The 25,469-nt window shown below is 68.5% G+C and carries 22 protein-coding genes and 3 pseudogenes; 11 read left to right on the forward strand and 14 right to left on the reverse strand.

Features of this window, described 5'->3' with window-relative positions; all coding sequences use genetic code 11:
- The 5 genes and pseudogenes from ABZ215_RS35665 to ABZ215_RS35685 form a co-directional block, all read left to right on the forward strand.
- Window positions 1-258, forward strand: a pseudogene (locus tag ABZ215_RS35665) (site-specific DNA-methyltransferase); the annotation flags it as partial.
- Window positions 259-830: 572 nt separating this feature from the next.
- Entirely contained in the window at window positions 831-1,172 is a 342-nt protein-coding gene (locus tag ABZ215_RS35670) for a PTS glucose transporter subunit IIA (RefSeq protein ID WP_354954809.1), read from the forward strand.
- Window positions 1,169-1,249 (forward strand): annotated as a pseudogene (locus ABZ215_RS35675) (family 1 glycosylhydrolase); the annotation flags it as partial. The gene ABZ215_RS35670 and the pseudogene ABZ215_RS35675, both read left to right, overlap by 4 nt.
- Window positions 1,245-1,901, forward strand: a complete 657-nt coding sequence (locus ABZ215_RS35680; protein WP_354954849.1) for a family 1 glycosylhydrolase — start codon at window positions 1,245-1,247, stop codon at window positions 1,899-1,901. The pseudogene ABZ215_RS35675 and the gene ABZ215_RS35680, both read left to right, overlap by 5 nt.
- Before the next feature lie 5 nt (window positions 1,902-1,906).
- Window positions 1,907-2,572 carry a PRD domain-containing protein gene (locus tag ABZ215_RS35685; protein WP_354954851.1) on the forward strand — a complete coding sequence of 222 codons (666 nt, stop codon included), beginning with the start codon at window positions 1,907-1,909 and terminating at the stop codon, window positions 2,570-2,572.
- Here the strand turns inward: ABZ215_RS35685 and ABZ215_RS35690 are convergent.
- The 4 genes from ABZ215_RS35690 to ABZ215_RS35705 form a co-directional block, all read right to left on the reverse strand.
- Window positions 2,541-3,596: an alcohol dehydrogenase catalytic domain-containing protein gene (locus tag ABZ215_RS35690; protein ID WP_354954811.1), complete on the reverse strand. Its 1,056-nt coding sequence runs from the start codon at window positions 3,594-3,596 to the stop codon at window positions 2,541-2,543. The genes ABZ215_RS35685 and ABZ215_RS35690 overlap by 32 nt on opposite strands.
- A complete protein-coding gene (locus ABZ215_RS35695; RefSeq protein WP_354954813.1) occupies window positions 3,593-4,303 on the reverse strand; it encodes an SDR family oxidoreductase in 711 nt (236 codons plus the stop codon). Before ABZ215_RS35695 ends, ABZ215_RS35690 begins: the two co-directional genes overlap by 4 nt.
- 1 nt (window position 4,304) lies before the next feature.
- Window positions 4,305-5,237 carry a cyclase family protein gene (locus ABZ215_RS35700; protein WP_354954815.1) on the reverse strand — a complete coding sequence of 311 codons (933 nt, stop codon included), beginning with the start codon at window positions 5,235-5,237 and terminating at the stop codon, window positions 4,305-4,307.
- A gap of 175 nt (window positions 5,238-5,412) precedes the next feature.
- Entirely contained in the window at window positions 5,413-5,862 is a 450-nt protein-coding gene (locus ABZ215_RS35705) for a VOC family protein (RefSeq protein WP_354954817.1), read from the reverse strand.
- A gap of 99 nt (window positions 5,863-5,961) precedes the next feature.
- Between ABZ215_RS35705 and ABZ215_RS35710 the strand changes: the two genes are divergently transcribed.
- The 5 genes and pseudogenes from ABZ215_RS35710 (at window position 5,962) to ABZ215_RS35730 (ending at window position 12,511) form a co-directional block, all read left to right on the forward strand.
- On the forward strand, window positions 5,962-6,903 hold the full coding sequence (locus ABZ215_RS35710) for a LysR substrate-binding domain-containing protein (RefSeq protein WP_354954819.1): 942 nt from the start codon (window positions 5,962-5,964) through the stop codon (window positions 6,901-6,903).
- A 64-nt stretch (window positions 6,904-6,967) separates the two neighbouring features.
- Window positions 6,968-7,852 (forward strand): annotated as a pseudogene (locus ABZ215_RS35715) (NAD(P)-dependent oxidoreductase); the annotation flags it as partial.
- Window positions 7,853-7,868: 16 nt separating this feature from the next.
- Window positions 7,869-8,972: an enolase C-terminal domain-like protein gene (locus tag ABZ215_RS35720; RefSeq protein ID WP_354954821.1), complete on the forward strand. Its 1,104-nt coding sequence runs from the start codon at window positions 7,869-7,871 to the stop codon at window positions 8,970-8,972.
- Window positions 8,973-9,000: 28 nt separating this feature from the next.
- Complete coding sequence (locus tag ABZ215_RS35725) at window positions 9,001-10,365, forward strand: MFS transporter (RefSeq protein WP_354954823.1); 1,365 nt, start codon at window positions 9,001-9,003, stop codon at window positions 10,363-10,365.
- A 451-nt stretch (window positions 10,366-10,816) separates the two neighbouring features.
- Entirely contained in the window at window positions 10,817-12,511 is a 1,695-nt protein-coding gene (locus ABZ215_RS35730) for a TIGR04141 family sporadically distributed protein (RefSeq protein ID WP_354954825.1), read from the forward strand.
- Between the two features lie 19 nt (window positions 12,512-12,530).
- Here ABZ215_RS35730 and ABZ215_RS35735 read toward each other — a convergent pair whose 3' ends face one another.
- The 10 genes from ABZ215_RS35735 to ABZ215_RS35780 all read right to left on the reverse strand — a co-directional run bounded on the left by ABZ215_RS35735 (window position 12,531) and on the right by ABZ215_RS35780 (window position 22,877).
- Window positions 12,531-13,715 (reverse strand): acetyl-CoA acetyltransferase, encoded by a 1,185-nt coding sequence (locus ABZ215_RS35735; RefSeq protein WP_354954827.1) that lies wholly within the window; start codon window positions 13,713-13,715, stop codon window positions 12,531-12,533.
- Window positions 13,715-15,094 (reverse strand): OB-fold domain-containing protein, encoded by a 1,380-nt coding sequence (locus ABZ215_RS35740; RefSeq protein WP_354954829.1) that lies wholly within the window; start codon window positions 15,092-15,094, stop codon window positions 13,715-13,717. Before ABZ215_RS35740 ends, ABZ215_RS35735 begins: the two co-directional genes overlap by 1 nt.
- Window positions 15,091-16,602 carry an AMP-binding protein gene (locus tag ABZ215_RS35745; protein WP_354954831.1) on the reverse strand — a complete coding sequence of 504 codons (1,512 nt, stop codon included), beginning with the start codon at window positions 16,600-16,602 and terminating at the stop codon, window positions 15,091-15,093. The genes ABZ215_RS35740 and ABZ215_RS35745 overlap by 4 nt, the downstream gene beginning before the upstream one ends.
- The gene (pcaD, locus tag ABZ215_RS35750) at window positions 16,599-17,399 is read right to left on the reverse strand and encodes a 3-oxoadipate enol-lactonase (protein ID WP_354954833.1); all 801 of its coding nucleotides are present in this window, start codon (window positions 17,397-17,399) and stop codon (window positions 16,599-16,601) included. Before pcaD ends, ABZ215_RS35745 begins: the two co-directional genes overlap by 4 nt.
- On the reverse strand, window positions 17,396-18,499 hold the full coding sequence (locus tag ABZ215_RS35755; protein ID WP_354954835.1) for an enolase C-terminal domain-like protein: 1,104 nt from the start codon (window positions 18,497-18,499) through the stop codon (window positions 17,396-17,398). The genes pcaD and ABZ215_RS35755 overlap by 4 nt, the downstream gene beginning before the upstream one ends.
- Window positions 18,496-19,359 (reverse strand): catechol 1,2-dioxygenase, encoded by an 864-nt coding sequence (gene catA / locus ABZ215_RS35760; RefSeq protein ID WP_354954837.1) that lies wholly within the window; start codon window positions 19,357-19,359, stop codon window positions 18,496-18,498. Before catA ends, ABZ215_RS35755 begins: the two co-directional genes overlap by 4 nt.
- Before the next feature lie 18 nt (window positions 19,360-19,377).
- Window positions 19,378-19,662, reverse strand: a complete 285-nt coding sequence (gene catC / locus ABZ215_RS35765; RefSeq protein WP_354954839.1) for a muconolactone Delta-isomerase — start codon at window positions 19,660-19,662, stop codon at window positions 19,378-19,380.
- Between the two features lies 1 nt (window position 19,663).
- Complete coding sequence (locus ABZ215_RS35770; protein WP_354954841.1) at window positions 19,664-21,241, reverse strand: 4-hydroxyphenylacetate 3-hydroxylase N-terminal domain-containing protein; 1,578 nt, start codon at window positions 21,239-21,241, stop codon at window positions 19,664-19,666.
- A 36-nt stretch (window positions 21,242-21,277) separates the two neighbouring features.
- Window positions 21,278-21,859, reverse strand: coding sequence for a flavin reductase family protein (locus tag ABZ215_RS35775; protein WP_354954843.1), 582 nt, complete (start codon window positions 21,857-21,859; stop codon window positions 21,278-21,280).
- Between the two features lie 112 nt (window positions 21,860-21,971).
- Window positions 21,972-22,877 (reverse strand): LysR family transcriptional regulator, encoded by a 906-nt coding sequence (locus tag ABZ215_RS35780; protein ID WP_354954845.1) that lies wholly within the window; start codon window positions 22,875-22,877, stop codon window positions 21,972-21,974.
- Between the two features lie 393 nt (window positions 22,878-23,270).
- Here ABZ215_RS35780 and ABZ215_RS35785 point away from each other — a divergent pair.
- Window positions 23,271-25,469, forward strand: a 2,199-nt coding sequence (locus ABZ215_RS35785) for a molybdopterin cofactor-binding domain-containing protein (protein WP_354954847.1), incomplete at its 3' end; no start/stop codon positions are given.

Here is a 25,469-nt window from a genome sequence, read left to right on the forward strand (position 1 = left end):
GTCGCGCTGCTCGCCCGCGCCGCCGAGACCGACCTGGTGCCTCGCGGCAGCTTCTTCCAACGCGACTTCATCCGCAAACAACGCGACGCCGGCCTGCCCCTGCACCTCATCGCCCACGAGGACGTCGTCGTGTTTCGCATGCCGATGCCACCCACCGCCAGCGCGAAATGGGCTCGTTCGCCCGCCCGGCTCGCGCCCTCGACGCCCCACGCCGATCCCGAGGGCGAGCAGCGCACATGTGACGGCAGAATCGCATGAGCACGCCCTCTCGCACCTTCGTGGCCACTGATTCCCGTCAGATTGTCGCCCCGACGGCTGCCGCCTGATACCCGGAGACCGCGTCCTCCTGGTCACCGGCTCCCAGCGGGACCTGCTCATCGTCCACCCGCCCGCAGCGCTCGACGACCTCCTCGCCCAGCGCCACACCGAGGTACTGGGCGGTGATCCCTCATGACGACACCGTCCTCAGCAGGCTTGGACGCCGCGCGCCTGCTATTGACCTGCATGGGCCCATCCCCGGAGGACCTCCTCACGACGCCCGTCACTCGGGAACCGGTGCCCACCTTCACCGAGTACATCTCGATCGTCTCGGCCGCGGTCACCGACGGCACCCGCCGGGTCTACGGCTCCTACTGGAACCGCATCGACACCCACTGGGGACACCGCCGTCTCGACGAACCCACTCCATCACAGATCAAGCAGCTGGTCGAACACGTGAAGACCAACGTCGTACCCCGCCGTCAGAACGCCGGTCGCCCGCCGCGTCGTTCCTCTCGAAGCGTTGGCGGACGCGGTGTTTTCCTCGGGTGCGGTGGGACCAGGTGCCAGGCGTGGTCCCCGCCGCAGGGACCCTGCACGCGCCCGTGGACGCGATCACCGCCCTCTCGCACGCGTTCGGTCTGCGGACCGACGACGGCGTGGAGTTCCTCATCCACGTGGGAATCGACACCGTCAAGCTCGGCGGAAGGCATTTCACACCATCGGTGACGGAAGGAGCCCACGTCCACGCCGGTGATCTCCTGGTCTCGATCGACGCGGACGCGATCCGCGCCGACGGCTTCGACCCGGTCACCGTCGTTCTCGTCACTTCTACCGCGGGCTACTCCGAGGTGCGTACCACCGCGTCGGCCGAAGTGCGCGAAGACCAGATCCTCCTGGTGCTGGCACCGTGACGAACGAGACGTTCCCACCGGCATTTCTGTGGTGTGCCTCGACCTCGGCCTACCAGGTGGAGGGCGGCTGCGATGCCGACGACAAGGGTGCGTTCAGGACACCCGGGTCACCTTCCCGAAGGAACTTCCGACTTCCGCGTAGCCGCCGACCACTACCACCGGTTCAAGGAGGACGTGGCACTCTTCGCCGAGCTGGGCTTGCGGGCCTCCCGGTTCTCCATCGCGTGGACCCGGATCGTCCCCCGACGGCGACGGCCACCTCGAGTGCGGCAGGCATCACCCTCTACCACCAGCTCATCGTCGAACTGCTCGCTCGCGGCATCGAGCCCATCGTCACCCTGTACCACTCGACCTCCCGCCGGCCTGGGAGACCGTGGCGGGTGGAACTCCCGGGACACGGTCGAAGCGTTCGTCCGCTACGCTGGAATTCTCTTCCGGGAGTACGGCGGCAAGGTGAACTACTGGCTCACCATCAACGAGCAGAACATGATGGTCCTGCACGGAGCCGCCCTCGGCTTGCCCGGACGCGGCACCCTCTCGGAGGCCTACCAGCGCAACCACCACATGGCTGGTCGCGCAAGCGCGCGCGATGGTGCTGTGCCACGAGCGCCTGCCCACGGCCCGCACCGGGCCCGCACCCAACATCGCCTGCGTCTACCCCGCGTAGAGCGACCCCAGCGACGCTTCACCTCTACCCGGACGAGGTCGCGGTCAGCCGGCGGCCGATAGCTCTGGTGGACGAACGTCTCGGCGTGCGCTTGCCCGACGCGGAGGTGACCCCGCTGGCACTGCACTTCGTGAACGCTCAGTTCGAGTCCCCGGACCTGTCGAGGGCGGTCGAGCTGACCGAGGTGCTCACCGTCGTGCTGACCGAGACCGGGCGTTTCTTCGGACTCGACCTCGACGAGGACTCGCTCGAGGTGGCGCGGTTCATCACCCACCTCCGCTACTTCGCGAGGCGGCAACAGCGGGGGCCGGCCGAGGGGGATACCTTCGGCCTCCTCCGGGAAAGCCTGCGTACCAGCCACTCTCGTGAAGTCGCCTGCGCCGACCACGTCGGTCGAATTCTCCGCGAACGATGTGGCTGGATCGTCGATCAGGACGAGGTGCTCTACCTGGCGCTGCACATCAGCCGGCTGACTGCGGGGACAAGGACTTCTGACGGATTTCGCCGAGCGACTGCTGCCGCTGGTCGGCGGGCCGGGCAACGTCGCGCGCCTGACCCATTGCATGGTCCGGCTCCGATTCCGGACACGGCCGCGGACGATGTGGCGATCGCGCGGTTGCCCGAGGTTCTCATGGCGGTGTGGCAGGGCGGCGAGCTGCATGTCGCGTTGTGGATCCCCGTCCCCATGGCCTGCCGCAAGGTTAACGCCGAGCTGGGGTTCCAGACGGGATGAGCAAGACCTTGCCGGCGTCTCCGCTCTGCAGGTCGATCGCCTCCTGAAAATCCGTCAGGTCCAGCCGGTGCGTGACGAGCGCGCCGAGGTCAAGCCGTCCCCGCGACACCAGCGCGCTCAGGATGTCCCAGGTCTGCCACAGGGAGCGCCCGAAGCTGCCTTTGAGTGTGATGCCCTGCTTGATCAGGAACCGGGTGACATCGAGTGAGAACGGTTGCTTGGGCACGCCGACGCAGACCGCCGTCGCCTCCCTCCGCAACGACTGGAGGACGAGGTCCAGCGCGCCGGGAGCACCGGTGCAGTCGAAGCCGATGTCGAACCCCTGACGGTCCGCTGCGTCGGCCGAACACCACTCGGCCGCCGCAGCGTTCGCGTCCAGCCCGATCGCGCCGAATGACTCGGCGAATCCACGGCGGAAGGTGTTAGGCTCGATGACCGCGACCCGCCGAGCTCCCGAGGCGTTCGCGATCTGCACGAGCGCGAGGCCGATCGGCCCGGCACCGGCGATGACCACCGACCGGCCCGCCAGGTTCATCCCGCCGCGCAAGGTAGCGTGCACCGCCACGCCGGCGGACTCGAACAGCGCACCGGTTTCGACCGGCACCTCGTCGGGCAACCGGAAGCAGGCGTGTTCTGGCGCGACCATGCGCTCGGCGAACCCGCCGTCGACGTGCAAACCGAGCAGCGCCATGTTCAAACAGTTGTGCCCCTCGCCGAGCCGGCAGTGATAGCAGGTACGGCAGGCGATGTGGGACTCCAGGGCGACGCGGTCACCGATCCGCAGTGTCCGCACTCCTGGCCCGGTCTCCACCACGGTTCCGGCGACCTCGTGACCGAGCACCACCGGAAGGTCGAGTCCGAACGCCTCGGCCGCGGCGGTGTAGCCGACCAGTTCGCGATCGGTGCCGCATGGCGATGCGGCGGCGACCTCGATGCGCACCTCCCCCGCGGCGATTCCTCGTTCGGGGTGATCCGTGACGAACTCGAACCCGGCCTCCGGCTTGGTTTTCACGATGGCCCTCATACCGGGGACACCCCCGCGGTGAGCCCGCCGCACACGTAGACGACCTGGCCGTTGACGAAGCCCGCGCGGTCGTCGAGCAGGTATCCGGCGGTGTGGGCGATGTCGTCCGGCGTCCCGATCCGGCGGACCGGTACCGCGTCGACGATCTGCTTGGTCCGCCGCGCGTCGTTGGCCCTGGTGAACAGCTCGGTCGCGATGGGACCGGGCCCGATCGCATTCACCGTCACGCCCAGCGGTCCCAGTTCCAGCGCCCAAGTACGCGTAAGCCCGATCAGCCCGGCCTTCGAAGCGGCGTAAGCGGTGCGCAATGTCTTACCGAGCGCCGCCCGCGAAGCCACGTTCACGACTCGGCCGAAGCCGGCATCGGTCATCCCGGGCAGCAGTGCCTGTGTGCACTGCACCGCGCAACGCAGGTTGAGCGCGTAGGCGGCATCGACCTGGTCCAGGGTCTGGTCGCGCAGCCGGGCGGGAAACACGGCACCGACGTTGTTGACCAGGCGCGTGATCGGCCCGCCGGCGAGCGCCTCGGCCAGCGCGGCGGCCGCGGAGTCACGGTCGGACAGGTCCGCGACCACGCTCTTGCCCGCGGGCGCGGGATCGCGGTCCACGACGACCACGTCCCAGCCGCGGGTCAGACCCTCCTCCGCGATCGCGTGGCCGATGCCGGAGGCACCGCCGGTGACGAGGAGTCGTTCGGGAGCAGGCAATTCACACCGTCGCAATCGGAGTAAGGGGCGACCCGGTCGCGCCGGGCAGCCGCAGCGGTGGTGCGGTGAGCAGGAACCGTGAACGGTTTCGCTCCCGCAGGTAGGTGGCAAGCTCGGAGAGCCACCACAGCTCTCCGAGATGGACGCCGAGCCGGAACAGGCACAGCTCGTGCAGGGGCAACGCTGGAGTCCCGCGAGGTTCGCGGGTGGGCGGGAAGGCTTCGACGGCGTAGTTGTCCGCGGCGATCGCGGCCACGCCGCTGTCCCGGATCCAGTCGTGAAGATCGCGATCCGCGCCGTCGAGGACCGCGCAGACGTTGACGGATCCGGGGGTCGGGCGGCCGTTTCGCGCGAGCAGTTCCCGGGCGAAACCGGTGTGCAGCACCACTATGTCACCGGGTTCCACCGTCACGGCGTCGGCGTCGAGCACCTGAGCGAGAACATCGAAGCCGACGACCGTCCGAGCTGCGCCCAGGTGGGCCTCGAGATCGACCAGCACCGCGCGACCCTGCACGCCGTGCCGGGCCATGTGGCTGATGTCGGCCGGACCGGCATCCGAAGTCGATGCGCGCCCTTCGTCCGCTCCGTCGAGCGAGCCCAGGCTCTCCAGCCCCGCCGAATCCGGCGAGGATGGTCCCACGACGTCGGTGCCGGCGCGCCAGCCGTTGTAGTAGACCCGCTCGGGAACACCGTCGCCATCGGCGTCGAAGACGGCTCCCGCGTGGCCGAAGGCGTCCCACTGCGTCGAGTACTGGGTGTGCAGCACCACCAGGTCGTCGCTCATGACGTCGGTGGCACCGGGGATCGCGACGGCCATGTCGCAGTTGAAGTTCACCGCGCCCGCCCGCAACGAGGGGCGCACCACGGGCGGATACCGATTGGGGTTCAGCACAGTCCCCCCGGGGACGTCCAGTGGGAGCGACAGGCTGAACACCCGGCCCTCCCGCGCCTCCGCAATTCCCTTGCGGACCTGCTCCGGCCCGATGAGGTTGAGCCGTCCCAGCACGTCGTCCGGCCCGAAATCACCCCAGGTCGAGCCAGGCGGGCGGGAGCGCCAGCGCGGCATCGCGATGTCTTCCTTTCGATCTCGCGCGGGCGCTCCCGCGACGTCAGGACAGGATCTGGTGGATTTCGATGACGTTGCCGGCCGGATCGGTCAGGAAGATCTGGTCCCAGTCCTTCACGGCCCACTCCCCGTAGTCCGAGAACGGGATGCCGGCCTCGGTCAGCTCCTTGCGCACCGCGTCCAGGTCATCGGTGCGGAACGCGAAGTGCCCGGTCAGCAACGGGTTGATGGCGTGCCCCATCCGAGCGCCGAGGTAGGCCTGGCGACGGCCCGCGTGGATCTGCAACTCGTCTTGGCCGCTGGCGTTGAAGAACGCGACGTTGGCGTTCCACTTGCCGTCGTCCTCGGACTCCGTGCGGTCGTTCTGGTGCCCCAGGTGCTCGATCATCGGGGGCAGCGGGGCCATCTCGAGGCCGAGAACGTCGCGGTAGAAGCCGTGCAGCTCCTCCATGTTGTCCGAGACCACGTTGACGTGGTGCAGGCGCAGCTTCATCGATGTGGGTCCTTCCGTCATTCGCGTGCACCAGCCATGCTGCCCCGAGAAGCCTTATTGATCCAATACCAATCTAATCCAAACTGATACGCTCACCGTATGGATCTGAGGGATCTTGAGGCGTTCGTGGCCGTTGCCGAGGAACTCCACTTCGGCCGGGCGGCGGCCCGGCTGCACATGGCCCAGCCACCGTTGAGCAACCGGATCAGCCAACTCGAGAAGGAGCTCCACCTGCAGCTCTTCCAGCGCAGCACCCGCAACGTGAGCCTCACCGACGCGGGCATCCGGCTGCTGACACCGGCCCGGCGCGCGCTCAACCAGGTCGCCGCAGTGCGGGAGATGGCGTCCGCGATCGTGTCGGGCGAGGAGGGGCGCGTCCGCATCGGCTTCGCCGGAGCATCGAGCCAGCGCTCGCTCCCCCTGCTCGCCAACGCCGTGCGGCGGGCACATCCGGGCATCGAACTCGTCCTGCAGTCGCAGACCTACGTCTACACCGCGTTCGACCTGCTGGTCTCGGGGGACCTCGACCTCGCCTTCGTGCGCGGTCCGGTCACCCATCCCGAGCTCAGCCATCGCATCGTCGAGGTCGAACAGGTGCTCTGCGCCCTGCCGGAAGGTCACCGGCTCGCCGGGAACGACAGCGTACGACTGGAGGACCTCCGCGACGACGGGTTCGTGAGCCTGCCCGAGAACAGCAGATCGATCCTGCGCGCCACCATGCACAGCATGTGCCGGTCGGCGGGATTCCCGCCGCGGATCTCCCAGCTGGCCCCGGACTCCTCCACCGTGCTCGCGATGGTCGCCGCCGGCGCAGGCGTCACGATCACGCTGAGCTCTGTCTGCCCGGTCCAGACGGTCGGCATCGTCTACAAGCCGATCGAGGGAACCGGACCGAGCCACATGTTCGCCGCATTGGCCTGGCGGACCGACAACACGTCGTCCGCCCTGAAGCGCGTCCTGGAAGTCGGCGAGACGGCTCTGCCCACCCCAGACTTATACGGGTACGATATCAACGCTTCCGAATTCCGTGTTGGACATTGAAAGATCCACGTCGTTAGCTACCCCTTGAACTCGGCGGGCACAGCAGCTCGCCGACCGAGGGAGTGAGTTTTCGATGACCGATCTGCAGTCCTCCACCGTGGCGGTGGTGGGGTTCGGCGCGATGGGCTTGCCGATGGCCCGGCGCCTGGCGAGCCACGGCCACGCCGTGCTGGCCGTCGACCCCAGCCCCGCGGCCCGGGAACGGGCCGGCCGGCATGGGATTTCTGCATTCGAGGCCATCTCCGTCGTGCCGGAGCGCGACGTCGTCCTCGTGCTCGTGGCGACCGGTCAGCAGCTGCTCGATACCGCCAAAGCCGCGACGGCCGGACGACGGGCCGACGGTGAGACCTGGATCATTTCGTCCACGGTCGGTCCTCAGGCCGGGCGTGAGGCCGCCGGTTTGCTCGCCGACGCAGGCGCGGCCGTCCTCGACGCCCCGGTCACTGGAGGTGTTCCGGGCGCGGAGAACGGCACGCTGCGATTCCTCGCCGCGGGATCCCCTGAGACGATCACCGCGCTGACACCACTGCTGTCCGTGCTTGGCACCGTGTCCCCGGTCGGCGACCACCCCGGAGACGGCCAGGCCACCAAGGTGGTCAACCAGGTCTGCAGCTCTATCCACCTGGTCGCGGCAGCCGAGGCGATCGCCCTGGCCACCAGACTCGGCCTTGATCCCGTCAAAACCGTCGCCGTGATCAGCGGCGGTTCCGGCGCGTCGTGGTTCTTCGACGAGCGCGGTCCCCGCATGGCCCATCTCGGCGAGGAGCCCGACGTGCTGACCCGCCTGGCGATCCTGGCCAAGGACAACGGCCTGGCCGAGCAGGAGGCCGAGGCCCACGGCGCTCACGTCCCACTGCTCAAGGCCGCCAAGCAGCAATACCGGCGCGCCGCGGACCTGGGGCTCCTGGACGCCGACGACAGCCAAATCATCCGGACTTACCTCGACTGAGCGGGGCACGCTTCCCATGCGTATCACCGACGTACGGGCCATCCCGTTCGCCATTCCCTTCCGCAAACCACTGCACTTCGCCAGCGGGCACATCGACGTTCTGGACAACGTCTTGATCGAGGTCGAGACCTCCGACGGCGTGGTCGGCGTCGCCGAGGCTCCGCCGCGGCCCTACACCTACGGCGAAACGCAGGCCTCCATCGTCGCCGTCATCGATTCGCTGTTCGCCCCGGCCATTCGCGGGCTGCCGCTGCTCGCCCGCGAGCAGGTTCGCGCCAAGCTGGCCCGCACGGTCGGCAACCCCACCGCGAAGGCCGCGCTCGACATGGCGATGTGGGACGCGTGGGGCAGGACCGCCGGGCGGCCGGTACACGAGCTGCTCGGCGGGTACACCGACCACCTGCGAGTCAGCCACATGCTGGGGTTCGACGACCCGGCCAGGATGGCCGACGAGGCGCTCCGGGTGCGCGACGAGTACGGCATCACCTCGTTCAAGGTCAAAGTCGGACGTCTGCCCATCGAGCTGGACATCGCCGTGTGCCGTGCGATCCGCGACGCGGTCGGTGGCGACGCGGAGCTCTATCTCGACGGCAACCGGGGCTGGCCTCCCTCGGAAGCCGCGACGGCGTTGCGCGAACTCGCTGACATAGGACTGTCCAGGGTGGAGGAACTCTGCCCAGCCGACGAGGTCCTCGGGCGCCGCTGGCTCGTGCAGCAGTCCACGATCCCGTTCGTGGCGGACGAAAGTGCACCCACCCCGGCCGACGTCACCCGCGAGCTCCTCGCCGGGGCCGCCACCGGGGTCAGCATCAAGACGGCCCGCACCGGCTTCTCCGACTCACTGCGGGTCGCGCACCTGGCGGAGGGCCTCGGCGTCGAGGTCGTCATCGGGAACCAGATCGACGGCCAAATCGGCACCGCTTGCTCGCTGGCTTTCGGGGCGTCCCAGCGCACCACGTCCCGTCAAGCCGCCGAACTGTCGAACTACCTCGACATGGAAGACGACTTGCTGACCGAACCGCTGCGCATCGCCGACGGCGCCATGGCGGTGCGACCTGGTCCCGGCCTCGGCATCGAGATCGACCGCAAGAAGCTCGACTACTACCGCACCGACCGGTAGCCCTTCTCACGTTAAGGAAACCGATTCAATGACGAATCCCGCGGGCGCGGCGGCGCCACCCGAGATCGAGGTCCGCATTTACCGCAAGATGCTGCTGCGCGTCATCCCGATCATCATGCTCGGGATGTTCATCTCCTACATCGATCGCGCCAACATCGGAGTGCTGGCCGGGCCGATGTCGGAGGACCTCGGCCTCACCGCGGCGGCCTTCGGGCTCGCCGCCGGGCTGTTCTACATCGGATACTGCTTCTTCGAAATTCCGTCCAACATGGCTCTGGCCAAGTTCGGCGCACGCCGATGGATCGCACGCATCATGGTGACCTGGGGTGTGGTCACGATGCTGATGGGCGTGGTGCAGAACGAGGCCACGCTCTACATCGTGCGGATCATGCTGGGCATCGCGGAGGCCGGCTTCTCCCCTGGCGCCCTGTTGTTCCTGGCCCTGTGGTGCCCGCCCCGGATGCTCACCAAGACCTACTCGATGATGAACCTCGCCGTCCCGATCGCCCTGGCTGTCGGATCGGTGGTGACCTCGGCGCTGCTGTCACTGCACGGCGTGTTGGGGATCGCGGGCTGGCGCTGGGCCTTCCTCCTGGAGGGTCTGCCCGCGCTCCTGCTCGGGATCTACATCTGGTTCCGGCTGCCCAACCGCCCGGCCGAGGTGCCCTGGCTCACCGGCGCGGAAAAGGCGTACCTGGCCGAGACCGGCGTGCAGAGCGAGAACGCGTCCGCACACGAGTTCAAGCAGCTGGCGGCCGTTCTGAAGCACCCTGCGGCCTGGATGTTCACCCTGCTCTACTTCTGCATGACGATCGGCTACTGGGCGATCACCTACTTCCTCCCGACCATCGTCCGGGAGCGGTTCGACCTGGGTGCCGCCGGAGCGGGCTTCGTTTCGGCGATTCCCTGGGTGTTCTCGGCGATCGTGATGATGCTGGTCTCGAAGAGCGTCACCCGGACCGGCGAACGTACCTGGCACCTGACGATCCTGCAGTTGCTTGGCGCGGCCGGCCTGGTCACCGCGGCCTCCACCGGCAGCGCGGTGCTCGCGCTCGTGGGGATCAGCCTCGCGGGAGCCGGCTTCTTCGGTTCCTTGTCCACATTCCAGACCATGGAGGCTCAGGCCTTCGCGGGCGGCCTGGCTGCCGTGGCACTGGCGATGGTCAACGGTCTCGCGAGTCTCAGCGGTCTGGCCGGGCCCTACGTCGTCGGCGTCCTCAAGGACGTGACCGGATCTACCGACCGGGGACTGCTCATCATGTCCGCGTTCTTCGTCGTGGCCGCTGTCCTGGTGTTCTTCATGAGCCGATGGACGGACCGGGTCACGGGCGGATTGCTCACGCACGCTCCGGCCCGCGACACCAAGGAGGACGTCACGACCGGGACAGCTTGAGGTAACCGGGCGGATGCCCGGCGAACGATCGCGCAGCCGAGGAGACGAACGCAACGGTGGACGCACCGGGCTTCGTCTCCTCGGTGCATGAACGGCTCTGGTGGAAGTGCGGCAGTACCCGCTTCAACGTAGCTGAGCGTGACCATTGATGACGACAACCGCACTATCCAGCGAAAACGAACCGCCCCGCTGATCGGCCGAGCTACTGACAGTGCGCCGTTCGCCGCCGATTTCCGGCCGCTCGCCGCGACACGAGCATTACCAGCGGGTACGGGCGTGCTCGTACCGCATCATGACTAGACGCCCCGGCCGCAGCATGGGGCGATAGGACGCGGCTCCCTGTTGGCGCAGGGAGCCGCGTGGTGTCCCCAACTGAATGACCCTTGTCCAAGTAGTCCAAGCACGGGACGTTGCGAGCTTAGAGCCCTCTCGCGCGGCGCGCCAGAGGTGAGTGCGCGACGGCACCGTGCGAATCTTTCGTGGAGCGAACATGCCACCGCGCACCAGTTGTCAACCCTGCACGGTCTACCGCCTCGAAGGCGGGCTCGGCCTCGTCGAGTACCTCATCGCCGAGGCCGACGGCGTCGAGTACGACGCGTCCGTCCGGCTCGGAGACGTCGACGGCCACCTGCTCGTCGGCACCAGGCACACCGAACGTCCACAATGGGCCGATCACGTGCAGTCGCTCACCGGGTACGACGCCGGATTGCCCGGCGTGCAGCCCTATGCCGTCCTGCTGGTGCCCGTCGGGCGCTGGGTCTTCGCGCTCACCTTCGGCTCCGGTCACCAGCTGATCGAGGACGACCTCGTCGATCAGGGTTTCGGCCTGATGTTCGGTATCCGGCGGCTCGACACCGAACGGCTCGGGTCGATCGCCAGCGCCGCCCTCGACGTGTCCGCCCGGTTGAGTCTCACCTCGTTTCCCGGTGGCAGCGATCTGGGCGGATTCCGGCTCGAGCCGTTCGGTGAGTTGATCACCAGGGTCACGGGGTCGGCCAACCTCGACGACCTCACCTACGAATCGGAGACTCACCGCCGGCACCAGGTGCGGGCCGGCAACTCGCTCTCGCTTCCGCTTCCCAGCAGCGCGCACGCACTGGTGAAAGACCTCGCCGCGCTCACAAGGATCGTCGACCAGCCCGACGAACACTCCGCGCTCCGCTTCGTCGCCCAGACCCGGAAACTCGACCGGCATCACCGCCTGCTCCCCCAGTTGCGCGCCCGCCTCGCCGCCGCCCTCGGTGGCGAGACCGGCACCGGCCCACTCGCGCTGGCCTGGCCCAACACGGAGATCCGCGACATCGAGAGCGCCGGCTCCTTCCGCGTCAATCGGCTGGGCCGCGGTGGACCGCTGGTCCTCGCCCCGCACGAGGGGCTCGGCGACCTGGTGGACCGCTTCGCGACCATCGACCCGTCAGCGCGCCTCGATCAGTTGCGCAAAGCACAGGTGGCCATGTGCTTCGACACAAGCGGGCGGGCGGACATGGGCACCCCGACCTCGCTGCGGAAGTGGTTCGCCTTCGAGACGACCATCGACAACGCACGCTACTGCTACCACCAGGGTGAGTGGTTCCGCATCGGCGAAGGCTTCGTGGAACAGATCCGCGACCAGGTGACCGAACTCCTGACGCACCGTTCTGATCTGCAGTTCCCGCTGTGGCTTCCCACGGGCGCGCAGGACGACGAACACCGCTACTGCGAGCAGGTCGCCCGGCAGCCCGGATATCTTTGCCTGGACCAGGACTTCGCCCGGACGCCGTTCAATCCACGCCTGGAGCTCTGCGACATCGTGGGACCGGGTGATGAACTGGTGCACGTGAAATGGCTCGGCCGGGCGACGGCGGCCAGTCACCTGTTCACCCAGGCGCTCGCGGCTGCCGAATCGCTGCGTGAGGAGCCCGAAGCGCTTCAGCAACTCGGCCAGAAGGTTCTGGCGCGCGACCGGAACCGGACGATCGCGACGCCGTCGACCTTCGTGCTGGCCATCGCGGACCGGCCCTGGAGCGTCGACCACCTCTTCACCATGTCCCAGATCTCGTTGATCCGCCTGGACCGGGTCATGCGCCAGCTTCGCATGCGACTCGAGTTCGCGGAGATCCCCTTCGTGTCCAAGAAGGAGGCCAAGCTCGCGCGGCACGCCGCCTGAACCACCGCCCAGGGCCGTTTTACCCGGTACCGACGACGGACACGAAGGACACGCAATCGCCCGGCGCTCCGCCCAGGTTGTGGGTCAGGGCGAGGCCGCGACCGGCAGTGGCGATCTGCCGGTCGCCGGCTTCGCCGCGGAGTTGAAGCCAGCATTCGTACAACATGCGCAGACCGCTGGCGCCGACGGGATGGCCGAAGCTCTTCAGGCCGCCGTCCGGGTTCACCGGCAGCGTCCCGTCCCGGTCGAAGCTACCCGCGAGGACCTCCTTGCACGCTGTTCCCCGCCCAGCGAAACCCAGGTCTTCCATCAGGACGATCTCGGTGGGAGTGAAGCAGTCATGCACCTCGGCCATGGCGAGCTGGGCGCGCGGGTCAGTGATGCCAGCCTGACGGTAGGCGTCCGCCGCGCTTGCCACCACCTCGGGGAACGTCGTGTAGTCGTAGGTGGTGTCCAGGGTGCCTACCCCGTTGCCCGCGACCACCGACAGCGCTTTCACCAGCAGGGGGCGATCGGTGTAGCGGTGGGCGTCCTCCGCGCGAACGACGATGGCCGCGGCTGCGCCGTCGGACACGCCGGAACAGTCCAGCACGCCGAGCTGGCCCGCGACCTTCGGCGCGCTCTCGATCGTCGCCACCGGTATCTCTTTGCGGAACTGGGCCCGGGGATTGAGGGCGCCGTTGGCGTGGTTCTTCCACGCTACGTGCGACATCGCGGCGCGGAACGTCGCCTCATCCACCCCGTAGCGCGCCTGGTAAGCGGGGGCGAGCAGGCTGAAACTCGCCGGAGCCGTGATCGACAGACGGGTCCCGTCGTCCTGCGGCCGTGGTGCGACCAAGCCCGAGTAGCCGTTGTCCTTGAGCTTTTCGGCGCCGACCGCCATCGCGACATCCACCGCACCCGACGCCACCGCATAGCAGGCGGCGCGGAAGGCTTCCGATCCGGTGGCGCACATGTTCTCGACCCGGGTGACCGGCTTGCCACCCAGCCGCAGTGGCCGGGACAACGTAAGGCCGCTGATACCCGACAGATACGTGCCGATCCAGTATGCGTCCACCGCGTCGGCGTCAACACCGGCCGAGGCCCACGTTTCGGTGACGGCGTCGATGATCAGGTCGTCGACGCTTTTGCCGAAGTGCTCGCCGAAGGGGGTGCAACTGATCGCCACGACGGCGACCCGGTCTCGCAGCGAATGAATGGCCATCAGCGCGGTCGTGCCTTCCAGAAGTAGTTGTGGATGCCCTCGACGGTGCCCAGCCGCCGGAAGGTCAGCTCCACCGCATCGCCGACGGCGATCTCGCCGGGCTCGCAATCGGTGAGCTCGATCTGGACGCGCCCGCCCGCGTCGAGGTCCACGACAGCGCTGATCGTCGGCGGGTTGGGGCTGTATGCGAGGTGGTCGACGGTGAACGTGACGATCCGGCCACACTGTCCCGCCACGGGCACGGGCTCGAACCCGTCGATCGCCCGGCAGCGCAGGCACACACGCGGGCCCGGGAACTGCACGGTGCCGCAGGATCGGCAGCGACCGCCGGCGAAGCCGAACTTGAACGCCGCGTTGCGCGCCGCGAACGGAGCCGACGGCCGGACCGGTTCCGGACGTCGCGCTGGTTCGCGCTCGACCCGTCCGCGCCACAGCAAATACGTCGCGTACGGAACGATTTTCCCGGATGCCAGGCCGTCGCGCAGCGGCCGCGGTCTGCCCGTGACGATCCGGTCGGTCGCGCGGAACAGGAACGCGTCGGCTCCGTCCGCGAGTGACATCAGCAGCAGTGTGTCCCCGGGCCGGGCCTGGTCCAGCATGTCGGCCAGCACGAGGCCGGTATGGGCGGCTCCGGTGTTGCCGACCGCCGCGGCCAGATCCGTGCCCGGTTCGAGGGCACCGGTCTGCCGCTGCAACCAGCGGCCGGTGGTCCGGACTGCCCGGGCGTTGGGACCGGACACCGCCACCGCGGAGAGGTCCGTCGCCGCGATCCCGGTTCGCTTCAGGAGGTCGGTGAACGCCTGTTCGGCCAGCCGGGAGTACTCGCCCTCGCCGAACCGTTCCTCCCAGCCGCGGCTTCCGGTATCGCCCGGCCGGCGCCACCGGTCCAGGAACTCGGCACTGACCGAAGTCGTGCCCACCAGGTCGGCAAGCAGGTCGTGCTCACCGAACACGAACGCTGCCGCACCATCGCCCGATGTGCGTTCCTCTGTGCCGCCGGTGTGCCCCTCCCGGACGTCGGAGAGCAGTGCGAGACCGGGCCCGCGGCTCGCCGCCAGCAGGGCCGCCGCGCCGGAGCGGACAGTCGCGCCCAGATCGAACGCGCCTACCGCGTCCGGCAGTCCGAGCGCCGCGTGCGCCGTAACCGCGTTCGTCTTGTCCGCGTAGGCCGGTGCGGTGGTGGCGAACCACACCGCGTCGACATCCCGGCTGCCGCCGAGTGCCGCATGACCGGCAGCAACCGCCAGGGTGGTGCTGTCCTCGTCGGGGCCGGCCACGACACGGGTCCCGGTGGCCGACTCCCCCACCGCGGCCGCGATGTCCGCCCGGGCCAGCCGGTGGGCCGGCAGGTAGGTGCCGTAGCAGCGAATCCCGGTCATGTGCCCTCCCGCACGACCACCGGGGCGAGGTCGACCTCATTTCCGGGCAGCCCCTGCGCCAGCACCCCACGTGCGATCCGGTTCGTCGGCGTACGCGGGATCTCCGGCACGACCTGCCAGAACCGAGGCACCTTGAACGCGGCGAGATGCTCAGCCGCCCAGTCCCGCAATTCCCGCACCGTCACCCCCGTGGCGAGCACGACGAAGGCTTTCACCTCCTCCTCGGACAGGCCCGCGGGAACCCCCACGACCCCGCAATCGGCGACGCCGGGATGCCGGAGCAGGATTTCCTCCACCTCGGCGGGCGCCAGGTTCTCGCCCCGGCGCCGGATGACCTCCTTCTTCCGCGCCACGAACCGGTAGGTGCCGTCCGGGCTGGACGCCACGAGATCGCCGGTGTGCAGCCAGCCATCTCGCACCACCTGCGCGGTCTCCTCGGGCATCCCGAAATAGCCGCGCGTGACTGTCGGGTTCCGCAGCAGCAGCTCCCCCGTGATGCCAGGTTCGACGTCACGCCCGTCCTCGTCGACCACACGGACCTCGTTCACCGCGCCCAGGGTGGGGTGCTGGCGGGGCCAGCCCAGGGTCCCGAAGGGCCGGGTGCCGGGACGCCACACCAGCCCGTAGGTGCTTTCGGACAGGCCGTACCCGCAGATCAGACGCACGCCGAACCGCTGCTCGAACTCGCGGTGCTCCCGTTCCGGCGGAGCCGGTGCCGCGTAGCAGGTCCGCAAGGGGTTGTCACCGTCGTGCGGGGTTTTCGCCTGCGCCAGCAACGCGGCCAGCATGGCCCCCACGGCATTGAAGGAGGTGGCGCCGTGGCGTCGCCCGGCGTCGAGAAAGGTCGACGCGGAGAAGCGCGGAAGCAGCACGAGCCCGGCTCCCGCCGCCAGCGAGCCCATCGTCGAGTACGCGAGTGCGTTCGTGTGGAACAGGGGAAGGCACGTCATCAGCCGGTCTTCCGCCCCCAGCCCCATCCAATGGGCGAAACCCTCTCCGCTGAGGACATGGGTGCGGTGCGTCTGCATCACCAGCTTCGACCTGCCCGTCGTGCCCGAGGTCGGGATCATCACCGCGATGTCGTCCTCGCCGACCTCGTCACCGGAGAGCTCCACCGGCCCACCCCGTCCGGTCCGCGAAAGGTCACGCACCAGGACGACCGGAGCCGGGGCGTTGTCGAAGCGAGAGCACAGTTCGCTATCGGTCACGATCGCCCGCAGCCGCCCCGCGGCCTCGAGCTGAGCCAGCAGTCCCGCGAGCTCACTCGTCGTGCTCCGCGGGTTGACCGGGACCGCGGTCCCGCCGAGGACCGTGACCGCCAGCAACGCGATCAGGTAACGCGGTTCGGTGCGGGCGGTGAGCATCACGTGATCGCCACGGCGGACACCGGTGTCCAGCAGCAGGTCCCTGGTGTGCGCCACCTCCGCGGTGGCCTCCGCGTAGGACAGCTCCAGTCCGTCGGCACGCAGCCAGATCCGGTCCGGGTGCTCGCGCGCGGCGGCGTTCAAGAAAGCCGGGATAGTGCGTCGCACCGGTTCTCACCCGCCTCCAGATGCTCGCTGATCAGCTGGTCCACCACATCCGGCCGCTCGACGTTGGCCAGGTGGGACGCACCCGGCACCACCACGAGCCGGGCCCCGGGCACCGCGCCCGCGATCTCCCGTGACGACGACACCGGGGTGGCTGGATCCCGCTCGCCCGCAATCACCAGGGTCGGCGCGGTGATCCTGGGCAGGAGGTCGCGGATGTCGAAGCCGGCGATGGCTTCGCAGCACCCCGCATAACCCTCCGGCTCCGTGCCGCGCAGCATGTCCAGCAACCACGCCACCCGACCGGGATCGCGGCGCGCGAACCCGGCGGTGAACCACGTGCCGTGGCGGGACGGGATCAACCAATCCGTCCCCTCCCGCCGCACGCGGGCCGCCCGGTCGCGCCACGCCTGCGGGTCGCCGAACCGCGCCGCGGAGGTGCACACCACCAGGCTGGTCACGACGTCGGCGTGGTGCACACCCAGCCATTGCCCGATGGCGCCACCGATGGACACCCCGACGTAGCCGAACCGGTCCACGCCCAGCTCACGGAGCAGGTCGAGTACGCGGCCCGCCAGGTCCGCGATCGAGTACGGGCCGGGCGGCGCCGGTGAGCCGCCGTGTCCCGGGAGGTCGAACCGGATCACCCGCCACCGGGACTTCAGGGCGTGGACCTGGTCGTCGAAGAACGTCAGGTCCGTGCCCAGCGACGGGCCGAGGACGACCACCGGGGCGTCCTCGGGCCCGTCGACGCGGTGCCGTAGCGCGGAACTCATCCGAGGTCCACCCGGTAGTGCCGGAGCTTGTCCTCGTCGATCTCGATGCCCACGCCGGGCCGGTCCCGGACCGGAAGGCACCCGTCGACGACCTCGAGCGGATCGGTGAGAAGGTCGTCGGTAAGGTTCATGAAGTAGCCGTACTCCCCGGCCCGCCGCGCGGTGCTGCGGAACGCCGCGCCGAAAGTGAGCGTGCCGAGCGCGCCCACCATGCCGTCCATCTGGCTGCCCATGACGAGGCCGACGCCGAGCCCTTCACACAGGCCGACGATCTTCTGCGATTCGGTAAACCCGGTGCGCGCGGTCTTGATGCTGATCATCTGGGAGTGGTCGTCCAGCACGTGCATCGCGACCTCGCCGAGCCTGCTCACGCTCTCGTCGCCGAGGATCGGGATGCTCGTGTGCCGCGCCAGGCGGCGGCGCGCCAGTGGTTCGAGGCCCTTCGTGGGTTCCTCCAGCATGGTGATGCCCACCTCCTGCATCACCGGCAGCAGGAACACTGCCTGCTGGCTGGTCCAGCCCTTGTTGGAGTCGATGTAGAGCTCGACGTCGTCGCCGAGCGCGGCCCGCAGTTTGCGCATCGCCGCGATGTCGGCCTGCGGATCCACTCCGGTCTTGATCTTGAAGGTGCCGAAGCCGTGCCGCTCCCGCATCGCGACGGCCTCGTCGACCATCCGCTCTGGCGTCCCCTCGAACAGGATGTGGGTGACCGGCACGGTATCGGTGTAGCCGCCGAGCAACCGGTGCACCGACTGGCCGCACGCCTGCCCGATGAGGTCCCACAGGGCCATGTCGATCGCGCCGTGCGCCGTGTGGTTGTGGGCCAGCCAGTCCATCCGGGCCCGCACCACTTCGCGCTGGAACGGATCCAACCCGGTCAGCGCGGGCACGAACCACTTGCGGACCGCCGCCACGATTGATTCCTGCGACTCACCGTAGGTGAACGGCCGGGCGGGAGCCTCCGCCTGCCCCACGAGTCCGTCGTCGGTGCGCACCCGGATCAGGACGTGCTCGGCGTCGGCGATCGTGGCGTGTGAGAAGCCGGTCGGGCTCTTGAGCGGGATCGTGAAGGGGATCGCCTCGATCTTCTCGATCTTCATCGGCCGTCCCGCACCGGCTCGAGCTCGAAGTCGTACTCCGCGCGCAGCTTGCCGTCCTCCTGTGGCCGAGGGGACAGGACCAGGTCCGGCTTGGTCGCCTGCGCGACGTCGGTGTCCAGCCAGTCGCCGCCGGCGAAGTAGAGCTGAGTGGTCACCGGACGGTGCCCCGGTGCACGCACGATGAGGTGGAGGTGCGCCGGACGCCAGGGGTGCCAGCCGGCCGCCTCGATGAGCGCTCCGGTCGGCCCGTCGGTCGGGATCTGGTACGGGGCCGGCTGCATCGTCGTGACCTCGAAACGCCCCTCCCCGTCGGCGACGACAACACCGCGCAGGTTGCCGTCCGGGATGCCCGGGGCGAAGCCGGAGTACTGCCCTTCACCATCGGCGTGCCAGATGTCGAGCTCCGCGCCCGCGACCGGGTTGCCGTCGATGTCGCGCACCTGCCCGGCGAACACCAGCGGGGTGCCCGGTTCGTTCGACCGCATTGGGAGCGCGCACACCGAAGGCAGCTTCGGCTGGCCCGGCAGGTAGTACGGTCCGAGGATCGTGCCGGCACTACCACGCCACTGCTCGCTCGCGACCTCCTCGACGACGTGCTCGACGAATACGTCCAGGAACAGCGGCCATTCCCCGCTCTCCCCGACCCGGATCAGCCAGGCCTTGGCCGCCTGGAACTCAGCGTAGCTGACCTTGTGCTCCCGGATCGCCTGGTGCACACCGTCAAGCACGGCCTGCACCACGGCGCTGATCCGCTCCGCCGGCACACCGGCGGTCTCGTGCGTTGCGCTCCGGAACGCCTGGGTGGCGCGCGCGCCGGAGTCAGCCGCGCTCGGTGACTGTGACTGCTCTGTCGTCGTCATGTTCTTTCCTTCGTCGGTTCAGTCGTCGGTCAGGGCCGAGGGGTGCCGGGTAAGCGGGGTGATGGTGATGTCGAGGTACGGCCACATCGGCAGGGTGGACAGAATCTCGTGCAGCTGCTCGTGTGAGTCCGCATCGAAAACGCTGACGTTGGCGTACCGGCCAACGACCCGCCACAAATGGCTCCAGGTCCCGGCACGCTGCAGCTCCTGCGCCCGGTCCCGCTCGGCGAGCTTGAGCTTGTCCACCTTGCCCGGATCGGCGTCGTGGGGCACGCGCACGTCCATCTGCACCAGGAACTTCATCTCAGCCCTGCCGAAGGCTGCCGTTGCGGAACAGGTTGATGTCGTCGGAGTTGACCAGGTCGGGAACCGTCCATCCGCGGGTGTCGTACTCGGACAGGCACCGGTCGACCATCGCCTTGTAGGCGTCGGTCTGTCCCGACTGCATCTGACCCCACAGCGTCTCCAGCCGGATGTTCTCGTGGTTGCCGGAGTAGTTGCGCTCGTAGAGCTCCTGACGGCCGCCGAACTCGCTGCCGATGGAGTCCCAGATCAGCTTCATCAGCTTCACCCGGTCCTCGGCGCTGCGCCCGCCCGAGCCGCGGACGTACTTGTCCAGGTAGGGCCGCAGCTCCGGGTTCTGCCAGTCGACCGCGTTGGAGTTGCTGTAGATCAGGGCACTGCCCAGATCCTGCTCGAAGATCTCCTTGGCGCGCGGGTAGGCGTAGGTCATCATCAGCCGGTAGACCCCGGCGGTGTCCACATTGGGCACGGCCGTGCCGTCCGCCCACGGAGTGGGGTTGTCCACCATGGAATCGACCAGGCTCCAGAACAGGTTGCGGAAACCGATCAGCTCCCCTACTCGTGACTGCACGCCGCGGAACTCGCCGGTGCCGGTCATCTCCAGGCCTTTGAGCAGCAGGCCGCACAGGAAGTCGAACTTGACCGCCAGGCGCACACAGCCCTGGAGCATCGCCCGGAAGACGAAACCCGAACCGGCGAAGAAGTTGTTCGCCTTCTCCACGTCGTGGCAGAACACGTTCTCCCACGGCACGAGGACCCGGTCGAAGACGAGGATCGAGTCGTTCTCGTCGAGCCGGCTGCTCAACGGGTAGTCGAAGGGGCTGCCCACGGCGGCGGCGGTGAACTCGTACGACGGGCGGCAGATCAGCTTCAGGCCCTTGGAGTTCATGGGCACGATGAAGATCGCCGCGAAGTCCTTGCTCTTGATAGGCATCGGCCCGTAGTTGCCGATGAAATTGTAGTGGGTCAGCGCCGACCCCGTGGCCACGACCTTGGCGCCGCTGACGATCAGGCCCTCGTCGGTCTCCTCGTCGACGTGCATGTACACGTCGCGCGCCTCGTCGAGGCCCTTGTTGCGGTCGACGGGCGGGTTCACGATGGCGTGGTTGAAGTACAGGACCTTCTCCTGCGCCTCCCGGTACCAGCGCCGCGCGTTGTCCTGGAACGGCGAGTAGAACTCGGTGTTGGAACCCAGTGTCGACAGGAACGAGGCCTTGTAGTCGGGGCTGCGGCCCATCCAGCCGTAGGTCAGCCGCGCCCACTCCGCACTCGCCTCGGCACCGGCCCGCAGGTCCGCCGCGGTGTAGGGCGATTTGAAGAAGGCATGGGTGAAGCCCCCGCTGCCGGTGTCGGTCGGGACCACGAGCTTGCTGTTGCGGCTCGGGTCGTGCAGTGCGTCGTAGAGCCGGGCCAGCATCCGGGCGCTGTTGCGGAAAGCCGGGTGCGTGGTGACGTCCTTGACGCGCTCGCCGTAGATCCAGATCTCGCGCCCGTCCCGCAGGCTCTCCAGGTACTCCTCGCCGGTGAGTGGACGAGCGGACGTCGTGCTGGTCTCGTTGTCGACAGTTGCCTGGCTCATGACTACCTCTCTGTAGTGCAAGTGGCACGAAATGGATCAGCGGACTTCGGCGCCGAGACGCCGCGGGAGGAACAAGGGGGTTTCGCCGCCCCAGCCCGGGGTGTGCAGAATGTCGCCGGGGGCGAACACCGTGTTCGGAAAACCCTCGACCTGCTGGAACTCTCCCCGGAAGAAAACCAGTGGCTCGCCACCGGAAAATTCGAATCCCTCGACCTGACCGAGAAAGAGCACGTGGTCGCCACCGTCGTAACGGCGCCACGGCGAGCACGAGATGTAGGCCAGCGAACCGGCCAGCCGTGGACCACAAGGGGCCTCCACCCAGTCCACGACCAGACCAGGAGTCGGCCGGCCGGCGAACTGCAACGCCAGATCCCGCTGCCCGGCCGTCAGGATGTTGATGACAAATGGGCGGTCCTCGAGGAGCCGGCTCAATTTCGACCGGCGGTCCAGGGAAACGAGCACCAGCGGCGGGTCGATCGACACCGAGGTGAACGAATTGACGGTCGCGCCGTGCGGCTCCGCCGCCCCGCCAACCGGATTGCTGGTGGTGACGACAGTGACACCACTGGCGAAATGCCCCAGGCAGTTCCGGAGATTTCTCGGATCTGTCGCCGTCACGTCTCCGCCCTCCGTGCGCTCTGCCACCCGATGCGGTGGTGCGGACGACGCTACGACCGGCCCACTGATAAGAGAAATAGGAATTCCGACGCCGATTGGTCAGCACCCCCGATCAATCAGTTTCGACCTGCACGGATGGTGGCAGGACCGCACGTGCCACCCGCAGGAACCGCTGGACCAGCGGGGTGTCCTCGTGCGCGCGGCGCCACGCCATCGCCAGCTCCATGTGCGCCGTGGTGTCACGCAGCGGCCGGAACACGGTGCCGGTCACGTGGACGTGCCGTACCGACTCGGGTAACAACGCCACTCCCAGCTCGGCGGCTACCAGGCTCATCACCACCGAGGTCTGCGCGGACTCCTGTACGATCCGCGGCTCGAACCCGGCTTCCAGACAGGTCCGCAACACCGTGGTGTGCACAGAAGACCGGCTCGGATGGCAGACAAAGGGCTCGTCGGCGAGATCGGCCGGGCGAACCGATGCCCGCGCGGCCAGCGGGTGACGCTCCGGCAGCACCACACCCATCGGCTCGCGGCGGACGACATCGAGGCACAGCTCCGGCTCGTCGACCGGCGGGCGCAGGAACCCGACATCCATCGATCCGGCCAGCAAGGCGTCCACCTGCACCGGGGTGACCATCTCGCCGAGCAGCACGAGTTCGACCCGCGGCGAGTCCGCACGGAACATCTTGGCCAGAGTGGGCAGCAGCTCGTAGGTCGTCGTCCCGGTGAATCCCACGGTCAGCCGGCCCAGCTTGCCCAGCGCGGCCTGCTCGGTCGCATGGACCGCGTCGTCGATCGCGGCGAGGATGAGCCGCGCGCGGGCCAGCAGCTCCCGGCCGGCCGCGGTTAGCTCGACCCGCCGCGTCGTGCGCACCAGCAGCGTGGTCTTGAGGTCTTTCTCCAGCTGGCGGACGTGCTGGCTCAGCGACGGCTGGGTCACGTGCAACCGCTCGGCGGCCCGGTGGAAGTGGAGCTCTTCGGCCACCGCCACGAAGGACCGCAGGTGGTGAATGTCCATGGGCACATCCAAGCCCAGCGGGCAGCACGGCACCAGGCCTGGGAGCAATCCACTGTGGACGAGCGCGAGGTGACACCTGCTCGTCCCGCCCGTTGCGATTGCGGCACACGTATCACCCCATCGGGCGACTCACGGACCGCTCAAGAACCTATGCGGCGCTGTTGACGCAGGTCACAGCCCTGTGACCTATATATATCGTTTCCACTCCGACCGGCGTGCAATTGACACATGACAACACGATCACCATGATGACCGCCGAGCACAGGAGAACACGCAACGGAGCTTGTTCATGGCGCCCGCCGATCGCCGCGGTGGCTGAACACCGTCCGTCCACTCGCAGTCTCTCCTCACTCGAGAAAGCACGTTCACATCAGCACTGCGATGGGAGATGTCATGGCACAGGAGCATTTCGCCGTGGCCGGATCGGGGGGCGGCATTCAGGACACCGCCTCACCCGGTCTCGGACGACGCCGCTTCTTGACCTACCTGGTCGCCGCACCAGTGCTCACGGTCGCCACCCGGGCGGTGGCCGACACCGCGATGCCTGCGAACGCGGCCGCCGCGGTCCCGTCCCTGCCCTCGATCGAGGACCTCTATGACGTCGGGGACGCGCTCCACCACGCCTCGCTCCCGACGCTGCCGCTGGTGCAGCTCCAGCTGGGCAGGGACGGCACGGCCCACCTCGACCTGCCACGCACGGAGATGGGGCAGGGCATCGTCACCGCCGTGACGATGATGATCGCCGACGAGCTGGACCTCCCGATGAGCAAAGTGCACGTATCGGTATCCGACGCGCGGCCGGAGCTGTTGTTCAACCAGCTCACCGCCGGATCGTCGACTATCCGGATCTTTCACGACCACGTCCGGACCATGGCGGCGATCGCCCGTGCCCGCCTGATCGCGGCTGCCGCCCGGACCTGGCGCACCGACACCGCGGGGCTGACCACCGGGGACGGGGCGGTACACGCGCCGGACGGCCGGACCGCGTCCTACGCGTCGCTGTCGGAAGCCGCGGCCGCCCTTGACCTGCCGACCGGTTCGGTGGCTCCCAAGACGCCGGGCGAGCGCAGAGTCGTCGGCACCCGCCAGGGCCGCACCGACGCCCTGGACGCGGTCACCGGACGCAAGAAGTTCGTCATGGACATCATGCTGGGCCGCGCCAAGCCTGCGCTGGTGCGCCGCCCACCCACGATCAAGGGCACGGTGCGAGCTGTGCGCAACGCCGATGCGGTCAAGGCGATGCCTGGAGTCGTCGGGGTCGTACCCATCCGGACCGGCGTCGCCGTCGTGGCGGACACAATCGAGCAGGCCCGGCGCGGGGTCAACGCGCTCGACGTCGAATTCGGCCCCGGCCCGGTCGACGACCAGGACAACGCCTCGATCCTGCGGAAACTGAAGAAGACGGTGCCGCCCTTCGCCGTGCCGCCGCTGGGCGCGCAGACGATCGAGGCCGAGTTCGACTGGGCTCCTGCCTGCCACGCTCCGCTGGAGACGGAATGCGCGGTCGCCGACGTCCGGCCCGACAGCGCGGAGATCTGGGCCGGTTTCCAGGCGCCGCTCGTGGCCCAGCAGGAAATCGCGCTGATGCTGGGGCTCCCCCAGGACAAGGTCACGGCGCACGTGGTGCCGCCCGGCGGGGCGTTCGGGCGCAAATGCTTCTTCGAACCGGCGATCGAGGCGGCCCAGGTCTCCCAGGTACTCGGCATCCCGGTCCGGCTGATGTGGCACCGCACCGACGACATGCGGCACGGACGGCAGCGCCCGCAGAATTACCACAAGATCCGCGCCACCGTCCTCGCCGGTCAGGTGATCAGCTACGAGCAACGCGTCGCGGGCGTCGCCCTCGACGTCGCGCCGGGGTTCGGCGAGATCCTCACTCACGTGGCGACCTCGCTGCCCCCAGGGGCCAAGACCACGGTGGGCAAGCACGCCTACAGCCAGGCGCTGTTCGAGCTGATGGTCTCCTCGCCCTACAACTTCGGCGTCTACGACAAGCTTCTCACCGAGCTGCCCACCGGGATCCCGACCTCGGCCTACCGCAGCGTGCACTGCCCCACGACCCGCACCAGCGAGGAGATCGTCGTCGACGAGATCGCCGTGGCGCTGCGGAAGGACCCGATCGCCTACCGCAAGGAATGCGCCAAGAACCCCGCCGCGGCCGCGGTGCTGGACGAGGTCTCCCGGCGCGCGGAGTGGGGCAAGAAGATGCCTCCGGGATTCGCCCAGGGGGTGGGATTCCACGAGGAGAGCAGGACCGTCACCGCGTGCGTCGTCGAACTCGACGGCCGCGATCCGAAAGCCCCGCGCGTCACGAAGCTGACCATGGTGGTCGACATCGGTACGGTGATCAACCCGTCGGGCCTGGAGGCCCAGATGCAGGGGTGCGTCGCCGAGGCCATCTCGCTCACCCTGACGGCAGGTCTGCACATCGAGCAGGGCCTTCCGCTGGAAGGCAGCTACTCCAACTACCACTGGCTGCGGATGCGGCACTACCCCAAGGACTGCCAGATCCACATCATGCCCGGTGCCGGTGACCGGGTGGGCGGTGCCGGGGAGGTCGGCATCACCGCCCCGTCCGCGGCGATCGCCAAC

Origin of the sequence: Amycolatopsis sp. NPDC006131 (assembly GCF_040614175.1) — a bacterium.
Taxonomy (GTDB): Bacteria; Actinomycetota; Actinomycetes; order Mycobacteriales; family Pseudonocardiaceae; genus Amycolatopsis_E; species Amycolatopsis_E tucumanensis.

Excerpts from the sequence above, each read along its gene's own strand:
- ABZ215_RS35735 (WP_354954827.1), bottom strand. The coding sequence starts at position 13,715 with ATGGCCATTCATTCGCTGCGAGACCGGGTCGCCGTCGTGGCGATCAGT.
- pcaD (WP_354954833.1), bottom strand. The coding sequence starts at position 17,399 with ATGAGTTCCGCGCTACGGCACCGCGTCGACGGGCCCGAGGACGCCCCG.
- ABZ215_RS35720 (WP_354954821.1), top strand. The coding sequence starts at position 7,869 with ATGCGTATCACCGACGTACGGGCCATCCCGTTCGCCATTCCCTTCCGC.
- ABZ215_RS35770 (WP_354954841.1), bottom strand. The coding sequence starts at position 21,241 with ATGAGCCAGGCAACTGTCGACAACGAGACCAGCACGACGTCCGCTCGT.
- catA (WP_354954837.1), bottom strand. The coding sequence starts at position 19,359 with ATGACGACGACAGAGCAGTCACAGTCACCGAGCGCGGCTGACTCCGGC.
- ABZ215_RS35690 (WP_354954811.1), bottom strand. The coding sequence starts at position 3,596 with ATGAGGGCCATCGTGAAAACCAAGCCGGAGGCCGGGTTCGAGTTCGTC.
- ABZ215_RS35755 (WP_354954835.1), bottom strand. The coding sequence starts at position 18,499 with ATGAAGATCGAGAAGATCGAGGCGATCCCCTTCACGATCCCGCTCAAG.
- ABZ215_RS35780 (WP_354954845.1), bottom strand. The coding sequence starts at position 22,877 with ATGGACATTCACCACCTGCGGTCCTTCGTGGCGGTGGCCGAAGAGCTC.
- ABZ215_RS35710 (WP_354954819.1), top strand. The coding sequence starts at position 5,962 with ATGGATCTGAGGGATCTTGAGGCGTTCGTGGCCGTTGCCGAGGAACTC.
- ABZ215_RS35725 (WP_354954823.1), top strand. The coding sequence starts at position 9,001 with ATGACGAATCCCGCGGGCGCGGCGGCGCCACCCGAGATCGAGGTCCGC.
- ABZ215_RS35680 (WP_354954849.1), top strand. The coding sequence starts at position 1,245 with ATGCCGACGACAAGGGTGCGTTCAGGACACCCGGGTCACCTTCCCGAA.
- catC (WP_354954839.1), bottom strand. The coding sequence starts at position 19,662 with ATGAAGTTCCTGGTGCAGATGGACGTGCGCGTGCCCCACGACGCCGAT.
- ABZ215_RS35740 (WP_354954829.1), bottom strand. The coding sequence starts at position 15,094 with ATGACCGGGATTCGCTGCTACGGCACCTACCTGCCGGCCCACCGGCTG.
- ABZ215_RS35705 (WP_354954817.1), bottom strand. The coding sequence starts at position 5,862 with ATGAAGCTGCGCCTGCACCACGTCAACGTGGTCTCGGACAACATGGAG.